10 protein-coding genes and 1 pseudogene are annotated in these 15,995 nt (G+C 56.9%); 3 read left to right on the top strand and 8 right to left on the bottom strand.

Translation table 11 applies throughout. From position 1 onward, the window contains the following. The first annotated feature begins 24 nt into the window (after positions 1–24). Positions 25–570, top strand: coding sequence for a hypothetical protein (locus NBT82_RS19275; RefSeq protein WP_127341293.1), 546 nt, complete (start codon positions 25–27; stop codon positions 568–570). 350 nt (positions 571–920) lie between these two features. Here the strand turns inward: NBT82_RS19275 and NBT82_RS19270 are convergent, their stop codons facing one another. After that, a complete protein-coding gene (locus tag NBT82_RS19270) occupies positions 921–2,225 on the bottom strand; it encodes an RNA-guided endonuclease TnpB family protein (RefSeq protein WP_112077662.1) in 1,305 nt (434 codons plus the stop codon). Between the two features lie 44 nt (positions 2,226–2,269). On the opposite strand from NBT82_RS19270, the pseudogene tnpA reads away from it, so the two are divergent. After that, positions 2,270–2,677: pseudogene (tnpA, locus tag NBT82_RS19265) on the top strand (IS200/IS605 family transposase). A 254-nt stretch (positions 2,678–2,931) separates the two neighbouring features. Here tnpA and NBT82_RS19260 read toward each other — a convergent pair. The 7 genes from NBT82_RS19260 to NBT82_RS19230 all read right to left on the bottom strand — a co-directional run bounded on the left by NBT82_RS19260 (position 2,932) and on the right by NBT82_RS19230 (position 13,540). Further along, the gene (locus tag NBT82_RS19260) at positions 2,932–3,414 is read right to left on the bottom strand and encodes a hypothetical protein (protein WP_251331587.1); all 483 of its coding nucleotides are present in this window, start codon (positions 3,412–3,414) and stop codon (positions 2,932–2,934) included. Further along, entirely contained in the window at positions 3,411–4,295 is an 885-nt protein-coding gene (locus NBT82_RS19255; RefSeq protein WP_251331586.1) for a ParA family protein, read from the bottom strand. The genes NBT82_RS19260 and NBT82_RS19255 overlap by 4 nt, the downstream gene beginning before the upstream one ends. 384 nt (positions 4,296–4,679) lie before the next feature. Continuing rightward, entirely contained in the window at positions 4,680–5,921 is a 1,242-nt protein-coding gene (locus NBT82_RS19250) for a tyrosine-type recombinase/integrase (protein ID WP_251331585.1), read from the bottom strand. Between the two features lie 459 nt (positions 5,922–6,380). Then, the gene (locus NBT82_RS19245; protein WP_251331509.1) at positions 6,381–8,057 is read right to left on the bottom strand and encodes a transposase; all 1,677 of its coding nucleotides are present in this window, start codon (positions 8,055–8,057) and stop codon (positions 6,381–6,383) included. A 268-nt stretch (positions 8,058–8,325) separates the two neighbouring features. After that, the gene (locus NBT82_RS19240) at positions 8,326–10,773 is read right to left on the bottom strand and encodes a PAS domain-containing protein (protein ID WP_251331508.1); all 2,448 of its coding nucleotides are present in this window, start codon (positions 10,771–10,773) and stop codon (positions 8,326–8,328) included. Positions 10,774–10,918: 145 nt separating this feature from the next. Then, entirely contained in the window at positions 10,919–11,695 is a 777-nt protein-coding gene (locus NBT82_RS19235) for a DICT sensory domain-containing protein (protein ID WP_251331507.1), read from the bottom strand. An 87-nt stretch (positions 11,696–11,782) separates the two neighbouring features. Further along, positions 11,783–13,540 carry a globin-coupled sensor protein gene (locus NBT82_RS19230; protein WP_251331506.1) on the bottom strand — a complete coding sequence of 586 codons (1,758 nt, stop codon included), beginning with the start codon at positions 13,538–13,540 and terminating at the stop codon, positions 11,783–11,785. Positions 13,541–13,753: 213 nt separating this feature from the next. Between NBT82_RS19230 and NBT82_RS19225 the strand changes: the two genes are divergently transcribed. Then, positions 13,754–15,991, top strand: coding sequence for a HAMP domain-containing methyl-accepting chemotaxis protein (locus NBT82_RS19225; RefSeq protein WP_251331505.1), 2,238 nt, complete (start codon positions 13,754–13,756; stop codon positions 15,989–15,991). Positions 15,992–15,995: the final 4 nt, after the last annotated feature.

Here is a 15,995-nt window from a genome sequence, read left to right as displayed (position 1 = left end):
AGCATCTCGACGTGTCGTCGTCCCATGGAGACCGATATCCCGATGGCAACAGCAGCATCCGATTCCAACCCAGTAGAAGAATCGACACCGTCTATTGAGAACGCCGCAATCCGACGTGAGGGCCGGGCACAGACTCAAGAGATGGACGTCTCGTTGCTCCGACAGGGTGGCATCTACGAGGTTCGATCGGCGTCCGGGGGCATCTACGAGGTCGACGTACTCCAACGAACCTGTACGTGCCTCGATGAGCCACCGGAAGGTGGCTGCAAACACTACCGACGCGTTCGTACTGACATTCAAGCCGGCCTCGTCCCCAGACCTGATGGGAAGCTCCCCAATACCACTCAATCAGCGTTAACCGACGAAGAGATTCACGCGATTCGGTCAGCAGAAGCCACTATCCTCAAACAGCATCTTCTCGATGCCCTCCTCGCTCGCGAACTCGAACGCGCCCAGCTCGACCAGGAGATCCATGACCTCGAGTTCCTCGTAGAGGTCCTCCTGGAGGTCAGCATTGCAGAAGGATACGACCTCGACGAGAGTAGGATACTCTTACCAGATCTCTGTTAAATTATGCCAACAGGTTCAAAACTACGACACTTACCGGAGACGTCTGCTGCGTAGTGGCCCGTACTCCTCCAAAAGCACCGGCCACAGGGGAACACCCTCCAAGAAGTGCCTGAGTGACGAAGCCCACTCTCATTCTAACGGGAGCGAACCTGTCACTCGTCCGCGCAGACGTTCCTGACCGGGTGTCGTAGTCCTGTCGGAGTTGAATATACTGACTCACATGGTATATCCTTTGGCCCAATCGACAGCCGATAGGCTGTTCCAGGGGAGGATCGACGAGACTCAGCTGATGATTGTGGGACTCACGTAAACAGCCTCGGGCCACCGCGCCCGAGGCTTTTCTAATTCCCTCAGTCGTGCGCTAACACTCCCTGCTCGGCAAGCGAGCGGGATGAGGTTGGGCGGCTTACACGCCCCGACCCGGACAGACGCACCAACCGAACCTGCGGTTGGGTTTTGTGAGTCCGGTAATTCGATTCGTCACCGTCGAGCTTCGCCTTCTCGCGCCACGCGATGTTCACTGAGGCATTCCGGTCGGCGTGGTCTTGCGCTACATCACACTCGTCGTTCGTACACCGAAACCGCCGTCCCTGCCGACTGCCACGTTCACCACAGCACGAACACGTCTTCGAGTTGTAGTACGCGTCTACCGTATCCGTAGGAATCTCTCGCCACGTCGCCTTGTACGAGACAAACTTCTCGAACTTGTGGAACGGCAGTTTGTGCAACCGGCGGTTCATATATGTTCCGTACTTGATTTCGTCGCGGATACCGCTCATATCCTCGAACACGATAACCGGATTCGAGAACTGCTCTGCGAGCTCCACGACAGCACGGGAAAGCCGATGCAACACCCACTCGGTGAACCGCTCCTCCTTGTCACCGAGTTTCCGATGAATACTTGTCTTGCCGTGTTCCTGACAGCGTTTCGTGATCGTGTGGTAGCGTTGGCGTTCCTGCTTAACCCATCCGTAGTCGAGGACGAGTGTTCCCTTCGTCCGCATCGTCTCGCGGTCGAAGGCGGTGAGTGCGACGTTGCGCTCGTTGATGTCCACACCGACTACCGTATCGGCGGTATCGGGTTCGGGCACGTCGAACACGCGTGTAACCGTGACGTGTAAGTAATACACGCCATCGCGGTACAGGAGTTCGGCCTGCCCAACATCCACCTCGTCCGACGTGAGGGCGTCTCGCAGTTCGTCCATTGCGTCTGGTTCGCCGCGCAGGTGTCCGTTCACGTTCTTGTAGGGTTTCGGGCTGATGCGGAACTGGACGCGGTTCGTGTCGTCGTCCACGGTGAGGCGGTAGCCTTCCGTGTGCGCCATCACAAGTGGATACGCACCAGATTTGTCCGTACTCGGCGGAGTCGGCTTCCCTCCGTCAGGGTCGTCTTGGTTCTCCCACCAGTCTTTGAGTGATTGGTAGGAGTCCCATGTTTGGAGGGCTTTGCCGACGACCGCGCACTTGTTGTTCCGTAGGAAGTCGTTGCGGTCAACCCCCTTCTGTATCTCGGTGCGATTGTACCCTTGTTGTTTGAGGCGGATGGTTTGGTTGAAGATCTCGCGTGAGGCGAGGCGGGCGTTGTGAAGCCACGATCGTTCACCAGACGCTATGTGGAGGCGCGTCCGGATCGTCTTCGTGGCTTCTTCACCCATGCTTTGACAATCGTTCTAACTCATCATAAATATAGGGATTAGAGATAGAGGAGTACCGCAGTCATGCACATTCGGTTAGTTCCTGTAAGTATCATTTTGTCTGGTGTCACAAGTACCGTCACCCGGTTCTCAACGTGGTTGAAGACGATGTGCGAGAGTTGTTTGGTGAGACTTCCGACCACTTCGGGCACAAAATTCTGGCGTTGGAGATTGCAGACGACCACGTACACCTGTTCGTCTAGTGCGACCCAAAACACAGTCCAGCCGACCTCGCTCGGCAGTTCAAGTCGTACTCGGGTAAGCACTTGCTGGAGCGGTATCCCGAGATTCGGGAGTCGTATTTCTGGGGTGGCGGATTCTGGAAGGTTGGGTACTACGTGGGAACGACAGGTGCGGTGTCGGAGGAAGTGGTTGAGCGGTATATCGAAGAGACGGAACACGCGCCGGAGTGACGCGCCCCACCCCCGCCCACGATGGGGCAGGGAACTCGCGCTGCTTTTCGTTTAGAATGCCTATCGCCACCTCTACAACCCGAGATCTTGATATCGATTCGCGAAGTCTCTAACTCACTGGCCGCATAGTTGTTTGCGGTATCTACGGTATTAATCATACTAACGTTACTACCACTGTTACCAATATGAGTGTTCACACCTATATACCGAACACATAAACAAGTGATATTATTGGCCAGGAGAGAACGCTGAGATTACTCCTCAGTGTCCATACCAAGTTCGTCACGGATGAGATTGGGATTGTCTAAGATGACCCGGAAGCAGGCCATGTAGAAGTCCCAGTTCTTGTTGAGTTCTGTGTCGTGAGACTTCTTCCATTCATACTCGACGTCATCCCAGAGACCCTCAACGGCGTCGACGACCTCGGGTGAGAGGAATACGTTATTATTTACATAGACATCAGCAAGCGCTCCCAGCTCCCTATCTGGGTTCGGGTATTCGTGGGTATCAGGTCCTCCAGTCGTGCGTGACTCTTGTTCAACTGCCTGCTGAGCAGCCGATGGATCATCAGAATCCACTTCGGCTATCTCCTCAGTGTCACCCGTGGTATTTTCGGGCAACGATTCAGCGCCCGAACTCGAGCTTGGGTCCGAACCGGAGACTCCGAGCTTCTGTGCCCGCTCTGAAACATCGCTCATCTGTGCCTCAAAGTCGTCTTCAGAGGGATCGTCACTCATGCTTCCACCTCTTGGTCGGCCGCCACAGCGCGAATATCTTCGACGGTCATCGCCTTTGCCGCTTCAACATCCAATCCAAGCGTCGGTGGTGATGTCTGCTTAAGAATCAATTGAAGGAGTTCGTCGTATCGTTCGACTTCGTCGTTCCGGAGCGATTCTGGGTGAGCGTAGATTGACTGCTGGCTCTTTTTGGCCCTCGCGAACGCCGCTCGATGGTCAGTAATAACGCCCTTCTCGTCGAAAGTTTCATTGAACCACTCGACCATTCGCTTGTTCTCGTTGGTCATCTTCGTCGAGTTAACCGTCATCAGGAATGCGAGATACTGAATCTCGAGATCGTGCATCATTCCAAGGACCTCATATTGGTCGAACAACAGATCTGTCGAATGCGGCATCTCCGTCTCCGGCTCCATCGGCACGACGATCTTCTCGCCGGCCGTGACCGCGTTCTTCGCGTATGGTGAGAAATCCGGTGGGCAATCACAGACAACGTAGTGATAGTCGTCTTCAAGTCGTTCTAAGAGTCGCCCCAATCGGTTCTCGCCGGCATCAGCCGAGTCTAGGGGTGTTTTATTTCCATTATAACTCTGGTTGCTGGGGATAAGATCGAACTCTTCGTGGTCGGTGTGGATGAGGTCGTTCACATTATCCCAACTTTTCGGATCTAAAAGGATTTCATCTAGTGAGAGCGCGTTCAGGTCTTTGTAGAGGTCTCGCTTCCCAAGGTTTGCGGTGAGAGTGCCCTGTGGGTCAAGGTCGATGGCAAGCACGTTGAAGCCGCGAGCTGCAAGACCGCCCGCAATGTTCAACGAGGTGAATGTCTTGCCAGTGCCACCCTTCTGAAACGAGATGGCGAGTACTTCTGGGTAGGTGTCGGTCATAACTACCCTCAAATTGAATTCATACCGTTATAATTGTTCGTCAGACGATTACCGTTCAGAACGGTACTACCGTTAATAATGCTATTATTGATCTGCTTCTATTTCTCCAATTCGGCATTTTAACCTATGTAGGGCCTATTCTGATGCGACAATGATAACGGTAATACCGATTTTAACAGTATATGCGGTATTATCATTATCACTACTATTGTCAGTAGTACCGTTATTAGCGATATTACCGTTAAAAAGGCTATTGCTGTTAGTACTATTTGTTACACTATTTCCATTATTCACGGTAACTACATTTTGAACATTCAACATGTTAGCACTACTATGACAGACATTAAGATCGCTACCGACTGGGGCACAGTGGATCGATGAGTGCTACCCGTCGGAGTCCTGGTCGGGCACATCTTTCTGGCTAGGTCGCTGATTCTGAAACGCCGTCTCAGCCATCTGAGCGCGTTCACTCGCCTCGATATGTGAGTAGTGCTCGCGAACCACCTCCTCGGAGTTATCTAGGTGTCGTGCAGCCTCCGTGTACCCGAACTCCCGAACCATCACCTCGCCAGCTCCCCGACGAGCGCCGTGCGGCGCCAGATAGCCGTGTTTGTCGTCATCCAACTCGATGTCTGCGTCCTCTGTGAGTCGCTGCAAAATCCGCCGTGCGCTGTGGGTCGTCAACGCCGGAGGGTCGACATCGTACTCGACACAGAGTTCGATCATCGAGACGTCCCCATCGTTCACCCGCTCGCGATGCAGACTTTCAGCCTCTTTGCGCGTATAGTCCCGCTCAACGAGTTCGTCTTTGAACGTCTCGACAAGGGTGGGATACGACAGCGTCGTGAACACGGGCCAGTCGTCACTCGATGGGTTCAGTACTGACCGGAGGCGTTCGAGTGACGGGATCGCAGACGGTGGGACAGCCCTATCGCTCCATTCACCCTTCTTCCCGAGGACGGTGATTGTGTTGTCCTCGAGGGAAACGTCCGACCACCGGAGACCGTCGCGACCGCGCCGGGCGTCGGCGACATCGCCTAGGACTTCCGCGCCGCGGACGCCCGAGAAGCACAGGAGATAGACGAGCGCCCGGTCGCGACACGCTTTGATCGCCTCGTAGCGGTTCTCACCTACTTCGTCGATGGCTTCGTGTGCCTGTTCGTCGACGTACTTCAGGAGTGCCGTTCGCTGCTCGGGTGACCACGCCTGTTGGCGCTCGGTCTTACGTCCGTCGTCTTCTGGAAGTGGCTCTTTCGCCCGTGATTTTAACGCCGGATTCTCGTCGAGATATCCCTCGCGTACTGCCCATCCGCAGAACGCTGAAATGTGGGCGTAATAGTTCTGCTTCGTGCTTTCAGTCCAATCCTGTGTCCCGAGATGGCGAGCGTATTGGCGGATATCCCGGATAGTCAGCTCCTCGAATGTCGTAGGCGAACGCGGGCGCTCATGTTCGAGGAAAGTGAGAAAGCGGTCGAGTTCGCGTTTTGCATCCCTCCTGTACGTCCCGCTCTTTCCTTCCGCTCCTTTGCCCTTGTCCGTGAGGTAATCCTCGACGACGTCCGCGACCTCGACCGGCCGATCATCCTGGCCGTCCGTGTGGCCCTGGCCGTTGCCAGAAGAACTCATCTCACTCACCGCCTCCGTGGAACCGTGCTTCGAGGGCTATCTGGGCGGGAATACCTGGGATGTCGGGTGGAGTCATGGGATTCGCTTTGGTAGACGGCGGCCACCTGCTTGAAAGTACGTACTCTTATCGAACTAAGAGTACCTACTCGAATCTCGAAACTATGACTCGGTAAACGCACGATACAGAGCCACTAACGCAGAAATACCGTGTTTTAGGGATCCAGATTTAGTTAATAAACGGTATGCTGCTATATCGAAAATTTCTGCTGGGAAGTTGAGACTATACCGGGTTCAGCGGGGCTGTGATGCGTGAATTTGGCCGGGTCAGTCAACGCAGACCACCTCAAATCACTCCCCAAGCGGTCATTCCTGTCATACTTCCAATCGTATGGACGAATTTTCGCGACTTCCAACAGTGTAGCCACTCAGACGGCGCGCTAACCTAAACAGAGTGTCTCTCTACCCAATTCCAGTCTCCTTCTTCAGCAGCGTCAGCGTGTTGTCGGCTGTTACGATCGGCGAATGTTCGTACTCACCAGTCAACTCAACCTGCACGAGCAGATCGACAGCTCGCCAGATCGAGTATAACAGACAGGCGAATGCGAAGTAGAAGAACCGTAGCCCGAAATCTTTCGATGTCGTCGCCGCCATGAACCGCTTTATCGATCTGTAGCCGCTCTCAATCTCCCACCGGTAACCGTACTCCGTGAGATGCCCGCTCCCGCAATTCGTCATAAACACCGAGTACTGCCGATGGTCGTCCTGCTCGGAGTCTTCTTTCCGGCGGTAGATCAGCGTCGTTTCGTGCCATTCGTTCTTCCCGAGGTGGAGCTTTCGGTCAGTCTCGTATCGGTCTTGGTCGCGCTGAAGCAACCGCTTCGCCTGAGCCTTCTCGCTGGACTGCATCCGCTTGGGAACGACATACGACAGGCCACGCTGGCTGAGCATCTCCAGGACGTGCTGACTGTCGAACTCCCGATCCATCAACACGTTATCAACGTGTACCATCTCTTCAGCAGAATCCAAGAGGTCCTTGACGATTTCCAAGCGGGACTCTCCCTTTCGAACTGGCCGTGCGTCCAGTACAATCGGAACGGCATTCCCGACTAACTGGACGGTAGCCCACTGGTAGGCGTACTCGTCAGTTTTCTCCTTGGTGCCGATGATTTCGTCTTCGTGGCCCGTTCTATCGCCGGTGAACGGGTCAGCCTCGGTGATATCGATTGCGACGATCCCGGCTCGGAAGAACTCCTCTGTCTCCGCGACTTCGCTCAGGAGCCTGTTGACGGCCTGCCGGTACATCTCGCGAACCTGTTCAATCGAGAGGTCTCGAATCTGCTCGCGATGGGCGTGGCCCAGCGGTGTCCGTTCCCGAGTCGACTCGTAGGTGAAGCTACGAGCGCCCTCGTTCGCAGCCAGTCTCTCACGGAGTCCGAGATAGGTCTGCAAGCCCAAGTAGGCGTTCTCGTGGATCTCACAGCCGTCCCCACGGTCCAACGAAAACGCCGGGAACACGATGCGGCTGACGTGGTCGGTAATCTTCTCTGCCTGCTCCAACGTAGTTTGATCATCCGGGTCTGACTCACCGGACTCGTTCCCGTGGTATCGGGGCTTTTGTGTCGGTTCACGCGGAACCTCAACACCCGCATCCTGGGCTTTGATGAGGATCGTTCGAGCCGCCGTCTCGACAGTCTCCCTGAGGTCAATGGTAAACCGCTCGTGCCAGCTTCGCCACAGTGTCGACTGGTCTGGAATCGTCTCGAAACCGAGTTGCTCGCAGAGTTCAGGACGGGTCCCGAGGTAGTTGACGAGTGCTGTTTCGTGCTCCCACCCGTGGAGTTCTTTCAGTACAAACACCCGAAAGAGGGTGTCCATCCGGTAGCGTGGCGACCCCTCATATCGGTCGTGGGCGCTGAACCGGAAGTAGGCCAGGGGGAGTGCACAGACGAACCCCTCGACCGAGTCGTGGCTTTCGTGATCGAACCACGTCGCCGAGACTGTCCGGATATCTGATTCCAGCCCAGCGAGCGACGTTCGATCGTACAGCGGTGTCGTATCATAGACTGGCCACGCAACGTGCGGCTGGCGTGCGATCCGTCGAAAGACAACACATCGAGACTCCCGAGAAGTTGTCACTAGAAGCCTTTGACCATGACATGCTCAAAACACCATCGTGCCACTAACCTCACGGACTCATAGGTTGAATCTCCTGATGCCGGATTCGTTGACGCTGGCCCGATCGGGGAAGAAGAACGTAGACTCGAATAGGCCCTAGAAAGCACAGGGTGTAATTGGATGCCAAACGTCGAGATCCCCTGAGAACGTGTTCCAGATGCCCCCACAACGCACAATCGGGTATTCTTCTCCATGGATTTTCGCATACTAGCCAGGGAGATGATAATTATCACTGCAATCGGTCGAATAGTCTCTCAAAAAGTGTTTGCTGCGCGTTTCGTAAATGATAGGAGAAGGTCGATTGGGTCAGTGAGAGCGCGTCGGCGATCTCGGTTGCCGTACTTCGTCGCGGTGATTGGAAGTACCCACCGTACATCGCAGCTCGCAGGACCTGTTGTTGCCGGTCTGTGAGTTCGGTTTCGAAGATGTCTCCCAGGACCCGACCGACTGCGTGTGCATCCGACTTCGCAGCGGGAGTGTATTCACGTTTTGAGACCAACGTCGTTTCCGGGAACGACTCCTGAACACGTGTCACGAGCGAACAAATATCGGTACCGAGTGGCACTTCGCAGACGACCTCGGCCCGGCCGTCAGTTACCGTATCCGTCGTGACGACTGCACCCTCTGTGACGAGAGTCTGTGCCAGGGATTGTCGGTGCAGTCTGATTTCGACCTCTCCACCTGGCGGGTCCTCAGTGTGACGGATCTGTCGCACCTGGGCGGCCCAATCTCCGTTCTCCGCGATATCACCCAGAGCATCCAACGAAGCGTCCTGAACGGACGCATAGTGGACGAGCATGCCATCCGAAGCCGGAATCGTGTCCCTAATCTCGATCGTACAATCCAGCTGTTCGGAAGCGGAGATGAAAAACGACGCCGAGTCAGTGCTCTCGAACGTGAGTGTAGCCATTGTGTCGGCGTGGAGAATGCGCTCTGTCCTAAGTGAGTGAAGAACTTGCCCAATCCGCTCACCGAGCGTCGTCAGGAGTGTCTGCTCGCGGCTCCCGAACGCCTCTCCACGGTCTGTATACAGGACGAGTAGATCGTAGACGCGTCCCCTATGCTGAAGGGGAACGATAGCTCCGCCCTGGAACCCCTGGTCGAGTGTGTCTGCTCGCCACCGGTCAAACCGTGAGTCGGTTCGGTTCCTCGTAACGACCTGTATATCGCCTGTTTCAACAGCGACCTCTGCCGGAGCGACCTCTGTTTGCGATTGTATCGGGAGGGGAACAGACTCGTTGGCAGCGACAGCCCCCCTCCCCTCCAAGAGATCCGACTCGGTTGGTGCTGTGCCTGGGGTGTGTTCACTGACCCGTGCGTACTGGTATTCCCGCGTGTCCGTCAGCAACTCACAAATGGCCTGTTTGGTCTCCTCGTCTGCGGTTGCACTGTTGAGAATCTCGTTGACTGGCTGGAAAGTCTCGACGAGCTGTTCGAGGCGTTTGGTAACGGTGATGTCTTCCAGCGCAACGATGATCTGTTCAATGGATCCGTCTTCAGTTTTGATCGGGGCGACGTTGCTTGACAGCCACCGTTCGGAGCCGTCCGGGAGCGTGATTCCGTGGGTGAACCCCGTAATAGTCTCGCCGGTTTCGAAGACACGCGTGATCGGATGGTCCTCGCGTGGGATCGGATTGCCCACCTCGTCCCAGATATCCCAGTCGGGGTGGTCGTACGCCGTTTCACCTATCTTGCGTCTGGATAAGCCGAGTAACTCCTCGGCACGGGAGTTTGCGCGGGTAATATTTCTATCGGCGTTCAGGAGGACGATTCCAACGGGAGTCGTTTCCAGAACGTGTTCCAGTTCTCGTTCGGCTACCTTCTTGTTGGTGATCTCTGAGAAGACGATAATGACGCCGTCGTCGCTCGGGTAGACTGTGGCTTCAATCCACTGCTCTTTGTCGGCGTTATATCGCTCGAAGGACGTCGGCGACTGCGTGTCGAGAGTCGTCTGGATTTTCTCTTCGGCGATGGTGTCTGCCGCTTCAGGAAAAATGTCCCAGACGTATTCGCCACGCAGTTCCTCGCTGTCTTGACCGAGAAGCCGTGCAGCCTGCTGGTTCACGTATACGTAGTTGAGGTTGCTGTCGAGTACAGCAATACCATCGGACACGCGCTTCAGACTGTCTATTTCCCATCGATCGATTCCTTCTTTAACGAGTGAAACGAGCGTCTCAACGAGTTCTCGTTCTGTTGGGAGCCATTCCCGCTCTCCGGTGTCGGGTCGCTGATCCGCGCACACGACCGTCATCGAGACAGCCGTGCCAGTGCGTGTTCGGGCCTCCGCCGTCTGAGGATCACCAGTCCGCTGGAAGCCGTCGGTTTCGAACAGGTCATTGCCGACTCGCATTCTGACCTCAATCGTTTCAGGATGCTGGAACCACTGTGGAAGTTCGGTGACGAGCGTGCGGACACTCTCGTCAACAGGGGCGGACAGACCGACGAAGAGGTCACTCGCCCGTGTGAGTGCTTCCAGTGCTTTCGTCCGCGCTCGCAGTTCTCGCGTGGTTTTTGACTCTCCGAGCCCGTGGGAAGCGTCTGCTGTGCCGGCTCTCTCCTGTGTGGCCTCTTCGGATACGAAGGTATCGCGCCACGAAACAGAACCAGTCTCGACGGATTCGGCCTGGTTCGACTTCTTCCCTTCCTCACCTCCTCTTTGTCGGTTCTGTTCTACCATTATAGACCAAGTCTATCAACCAGAGATAAATAACATTCTACTGATTTCATGTTCTGAGAACGTTCCGCTAATACCACCAACGGAGTGTTTGTCGGTTTCTGTATCCAGGCGCCCGATTTCGGTATGAACTCTCGATTTACTGGCGTCAGGGGCCGGAGAGTACGCCGTCGGAGGGGGATCCGTAACTCCGATTCAAATATTCGAGGATGTGGTCGACGAATCCCGGGTCGTACGTCAAAACGCCGTGGAACGCGTCCTTGTCGCGTTCGTGGGCGAGTAAGGCAGTCTTCTGGGTATTATTGCCACCCCCGTCGAAGACGACGAACCACGTCTCGGCTACCTCGTCTGTCGAGACCGCATGAACGTGACCGGAACCGAGATCCGGCGGCGTGGCGTCGGGGACGCCGTAGGCGCGCACGGAGACGCCTCGGCGAGCGAGGTCAGCGTAAATCGACCGCTGTTCTACGATGACTGAACATCGCTGGAACCCCGTGTGAATCGAACCCTGGCCGACCCGACGAGCACGGTCCTCGATCTCCCGGGACGCGTAGAGCAACTGTTCCGTATCGCATGACGTGAACGTGGTTTCTTTGAGATGACGGAGAACACTCTCGTATTCTCTGTCGGCAATGCCAAGGTCGCCGGTCCCTGTTGAAACGTCTTCGAGTAACTCCCTGAGAGTCGACACATCGACGACAGCGAGGACTTCGGTCGCGTTGCTGAGAACTGCGAGCTCTTCCGGTTTTCCCGATGCCGTTCGATTGACGGTAATTCGCACGTTTTGTGTGTTGAAGAACGCGCCGAGTTCCTCGTGTATCGTGTCGGCGGGATCGACGTTGAACAGACGGAGTTCCTTCTCGTGGTCTCTTATATACTCGATACTATCCCGTAGACCCATCGACGCATCCGAATATGAAACCATCCAGTACTCCTCTCTTGTTTCTATCTCCGGCGTCTGGTGCCGCCTTTGTCACTGTCGATACGTTCCTGTTTCCGCCGGAAGCGCCCGTCACAGCAGGTCTGTCGGATCACGGTTCCCGATAGCCACCTCCCGCAGCTGCTCCTCCGAGAGCGTTTCGATCACGAAGTCCGGCATGTCGTCGGGAAGGTCTTGTGGAATCGACACCTGTTCGGAGTTAGTCGTGGTGACGATTTCCCGCCCGCCGTCAGTCGCGGAGCGGTCACCAGACAGACGCGTTACTGACGCCTCCACTTCGGAGACCATTGCCGCCTGTTCCTCGTTCGCCGCAGCCAAACTCTCGATTTCCTCTGCGACGCGGTCGGTCCGATCGACTACCTCGTCGACCATCGACGCAATCTCTTCGGCGGCAGCCGCCTGGTCGTCGGTCGCGTCTGCGACTTCGCTGATCCCGTTCGCCGTTTCGGTGACGGCCTCGACGATTTCAGTCAAGCTATCCATTGCATCCTGAACCCGCTCGATGCCTCGATCGACCTGTTCGGTAGTGTCGGCGAGATTCGCCGCCGTCTCCTCAGTATCGGTCTGGATGCCATCGACCATCGTCTCGATGTCGCTGGCGTGGGTCTGTGATTCCTCGGCGAGTGACTTGATCTCGTCGGCGACGACGCCGAACCCCTCACCGGCTTCGCCGGCACGCGCGGCCTCGATCGAGGCGTTCAGCGCGAGCATGTTCGTCTGCTCTGCGATCTCGTCGATCGCATCGACGAACTCATCTATCTGCTGGACACGGTCCTGTAAGGAGGTGACATCGTCCGCGACGTCGTTGACTGCCTCACCGATACCGTCCATCACCCCGGCAGCAGTATCGGCGGCTTCCTTGCCGTCTTCCGCGAGGGCTTCCGCCCGGTCGCTCGCACTCTCGACCTGGTCGGCCGTCGAGGCGACCTCTTCGATCGTCGCCGAGAGGTTCGCTACCTCGGACGAAATCTCGTCCACCCGTTCGGACTGTTGGGACGCTGCGTCGCTGATTGCGGTGGAACTCTCGGCGACGTCCTCGGCGCTCGTCTGGAGGTCACTCACCGGTTGTTTCACGTCTTCCTCGACCTCGGCCATCAGTTGTCTGTTGCGCTCGATCTCCTCTTCGAGTTGCTGGCTGTAGGAGTGAATGTAGGTGTCTGTGACGACTTGCATGTCGAGATTGATGATTCGGAGAAGCGCAAGAATATCCCCCACGGCGTCGTCGACCTCTTCTTCGACCGCTGTTTCGATCGCGCGACGCGAGAGGTCGGCGGGGTTCAGTGCATCCTCTTCCTCGGTAGAGGCGGCCTCCATCCCTCCGTCTGCGACAGTATCTGTCAGGCGGTCAGTGAGTGATGCGACGAGGCGGTCGCCCACCAGCGGAAGGATGAGGTCGTAGTAGACTCCGTACTGGCCGAGGTAGTGTTTCATCGGCATATCCAGTATATCATGGAGTTTGCCGATACGGGCCCGGTCACGGAAGTAGTCCCTGCCGTACTCCCCCTCCACGAGCGTCGTGAGATACGCCGATTGCGTTCGCTTGAGTTGTTCGACGTTCTTGGGCGACCGCCCGATGACCTCGACTGTCTCCTCGTGGTCGGTCAGATTGTCGTAGAAGTCCTCGGCCACCTGGTCGGCGTTGTCCGCGAAGTCATCTCGATACGTCCGAAGACGACGGACATCGTCGTCGGTGAAACCGATGAAATCCTTCCGCCACCGGATTTCGGATCTATCCAGGCCGATTTCCTCGACTAAGGAGTCCGCGTCCAGCTGGTCGTTGAGACCGCCCCGTCCAAAATCGTCCCGGCTATACTCTGGTGAACCGGACATGGGGTGAGTGTAGACTAAATGTGGTCATAAGTCCCTCATCTAGATAACCGGATACTCTCAGGAGCGCGGTCCGGAAGGCGTTCTCGGATGCGACCCCCGGGAACGGCTCGAACGGAGAGGTTGGCGAACGAGACCGTCGTCGGTTCTCAGGTGTGATACTCATCCCGTCATCTAGAGACATTAATTATAGCGATAGTCAAGAGACGATGACACATGCTAGAGAAGGTGACAATCGATCGGTTCGACCTGCGGCCGAAGCTCATCCTGGCGTTCGTGCTCGTGGCGGTACTCGTGGCCGTGACAGGGTTCGTCGGATATACGAGTGTCACGACTGTGGACAACCAGCTCGAATCCGTCGTCCACGACGACGTCGCCGAGGCAGACGCAGCGATGGAAATGAAGTACGACCTCGAATCGGAGCGGCTGGCACTGCACGAAGTGTTAACGGGCGAGATGGAGGCAGCCGAAGAATTCCGTGCCTCCCAGGCAGACTTCGAAGAGTGGTACACGACGCTGGCAGAACGTGACGACCTCACCGAGGAGCAACAGCAGTTGCTTTCGGAGATGAAAACCGAACACGAAGAGGCGAAAACCAAGGGCGAAGAAATCATCGCCGCGATGGAGGCGGGAGACGAGGAGCGCGCAAACCAGCAGATGGACGAGCTAGACAGCGTCTACACTGAACTCGACGAAGACACCACGGCCTTCGAGGAAGACGCCGACGCGAAAATGGAAGCGTCAGTCGCGTCGGCGGCGACGACGACGAACAATAGCCACATGACGATTATCGGACTGACTGTCGGAGCGTTCGTCGCGGCTACCCTCATCGGCCTCTTCGTCGCCAGCCGCATCACCACCCCGATCAAACAACTCTCCGAGGCCTCACAAGCCATGAGTGAAGGCGACCTCACCGCCGAAGTCGACGACCACCTCGAAGACGACGAACTCGGCCGTATGAGCGATGCATTCCAGCAAATGCAGGCCAATCTCCGCAGTGCCTTCGACGAAATCGACACCTTCAGCACCAACCTCGCAACCGGTGACGACGCCCTCGAGACCCGGGACCGCCGGACCGACTTCCCCGGCACCTACGGCGACATCATGACCAACCTCGACGACGGTGCTACCGAAATGGTCAGCAGTTTCGAAGAGATCCGCACCGCCAGCCAGAACCTGAAAACCGGTAATCTCGAGCAGGACATCGACACCGACCGCGCCGGCAACTACGGGGAGATCCTCACCGCCTTCGACGACGGCATGGGGGCGGTCTCGGGAAGTTTCGACGAGATCGCCACCGCGAGTCAGGGACTGCGAGACGGACGGCTCGCCCAGGACATCGACACGGACTACCCGGGAGCGTTTGGAACTGCGTTGAGCGACCTTGCGGACGGGATCGAACAACTGAATGCGAGCGTCGAACGCGTTCAGGCGATCGCAGACGACGTCGCGACGTCAAGCGAGGAAGTAGCGGGCAGTTCGGAGGAGATCGAACAGGCCAGCGAACAGGTCGCGGAGTCCGTTGAAGAGATCTCACGCGGTGCGGACACGCAAAGCGAGAACCTCCAAGAGGTGGCCGGCGAAATGAACGATATGTCGGCGACCGTTGAGGAAATCGCTTCCTCGGCCGAAGAGGTGACTTCGACTGCCAGTACGGCCGTCGAGCGTGGCGAGACGGGGCGGCAGTATGCCTCGGAGGCGACCGAGGAGATCCAGTCCATCGAAACCCGGGCCGACGAGGCAGCCACGCAGGTCGAAACGCTCGACGAGAAGATGGACCAGATCGGTGAGGTGGTCGAGATGATCACTGAGATAGCCGAACAGACGAACATGCTCGCGTTGAACGCGTCGATCGAGGCCGCCCGTGCCGGCGAAGCAGGTGAAGGATTCGGGGTCGTGGCAAACGAGATCAAATCCCTGGCAGAGGAGGCTGCCGAGGCGACTGCCGACATCGAACAGCGCATCGAAGAAGTCCAGGGGACGACGGAGGATACCGTCGAGGGGATGCAGCAGATGAGCGATCAGGTGCAACGCGGGTCTGACACGATCGAGGACGCCATCGAGATGTTCGACGAGATCGCCAACGCCGTGCAAGAGGCCGAAAGCGGAATTCGGGAAATCAGCGACGCCACCGACGACCAGGCGGCCTCGTCGGAGGAAGTGGTTTCCATGGTCGACGAGGTCTCCAGCGTCAGTCAGCAGACTGCAGCCGAGGCGAGCAACGTCTCTGCCGCGACAGAAGAACAGACCGCTTCCCTGTCCGAAGCCTCCGAGAATATCCAGCAACTGTCCGGTCTCGCCGAAGACCTGCACGACCAGGTGTCGGATTTCGAAACCGGATCGGGCACCGGTCGAGCAACTGAGGCGAGAGCGGGATCGCCGGCCGCGGCTGACGGCGGGCACCACGCGTCGGACACTGCGGGCCGGACGCCGGATCACGACGCGGAGATGTGAACCC

It is taken from the genome of Haloplanus sp. HW8-1, from assembly GCF_023703795.1.
Classification (GTDB): Archaea; Halobacteriota; Halobacteria; order Halobacteriales; family Haloferacaceae; genus Haloplanus; species Haloplanus pelagicus.
This window is presented reverse-complemented; position numbering and strand designations above follow the sequence as displayed.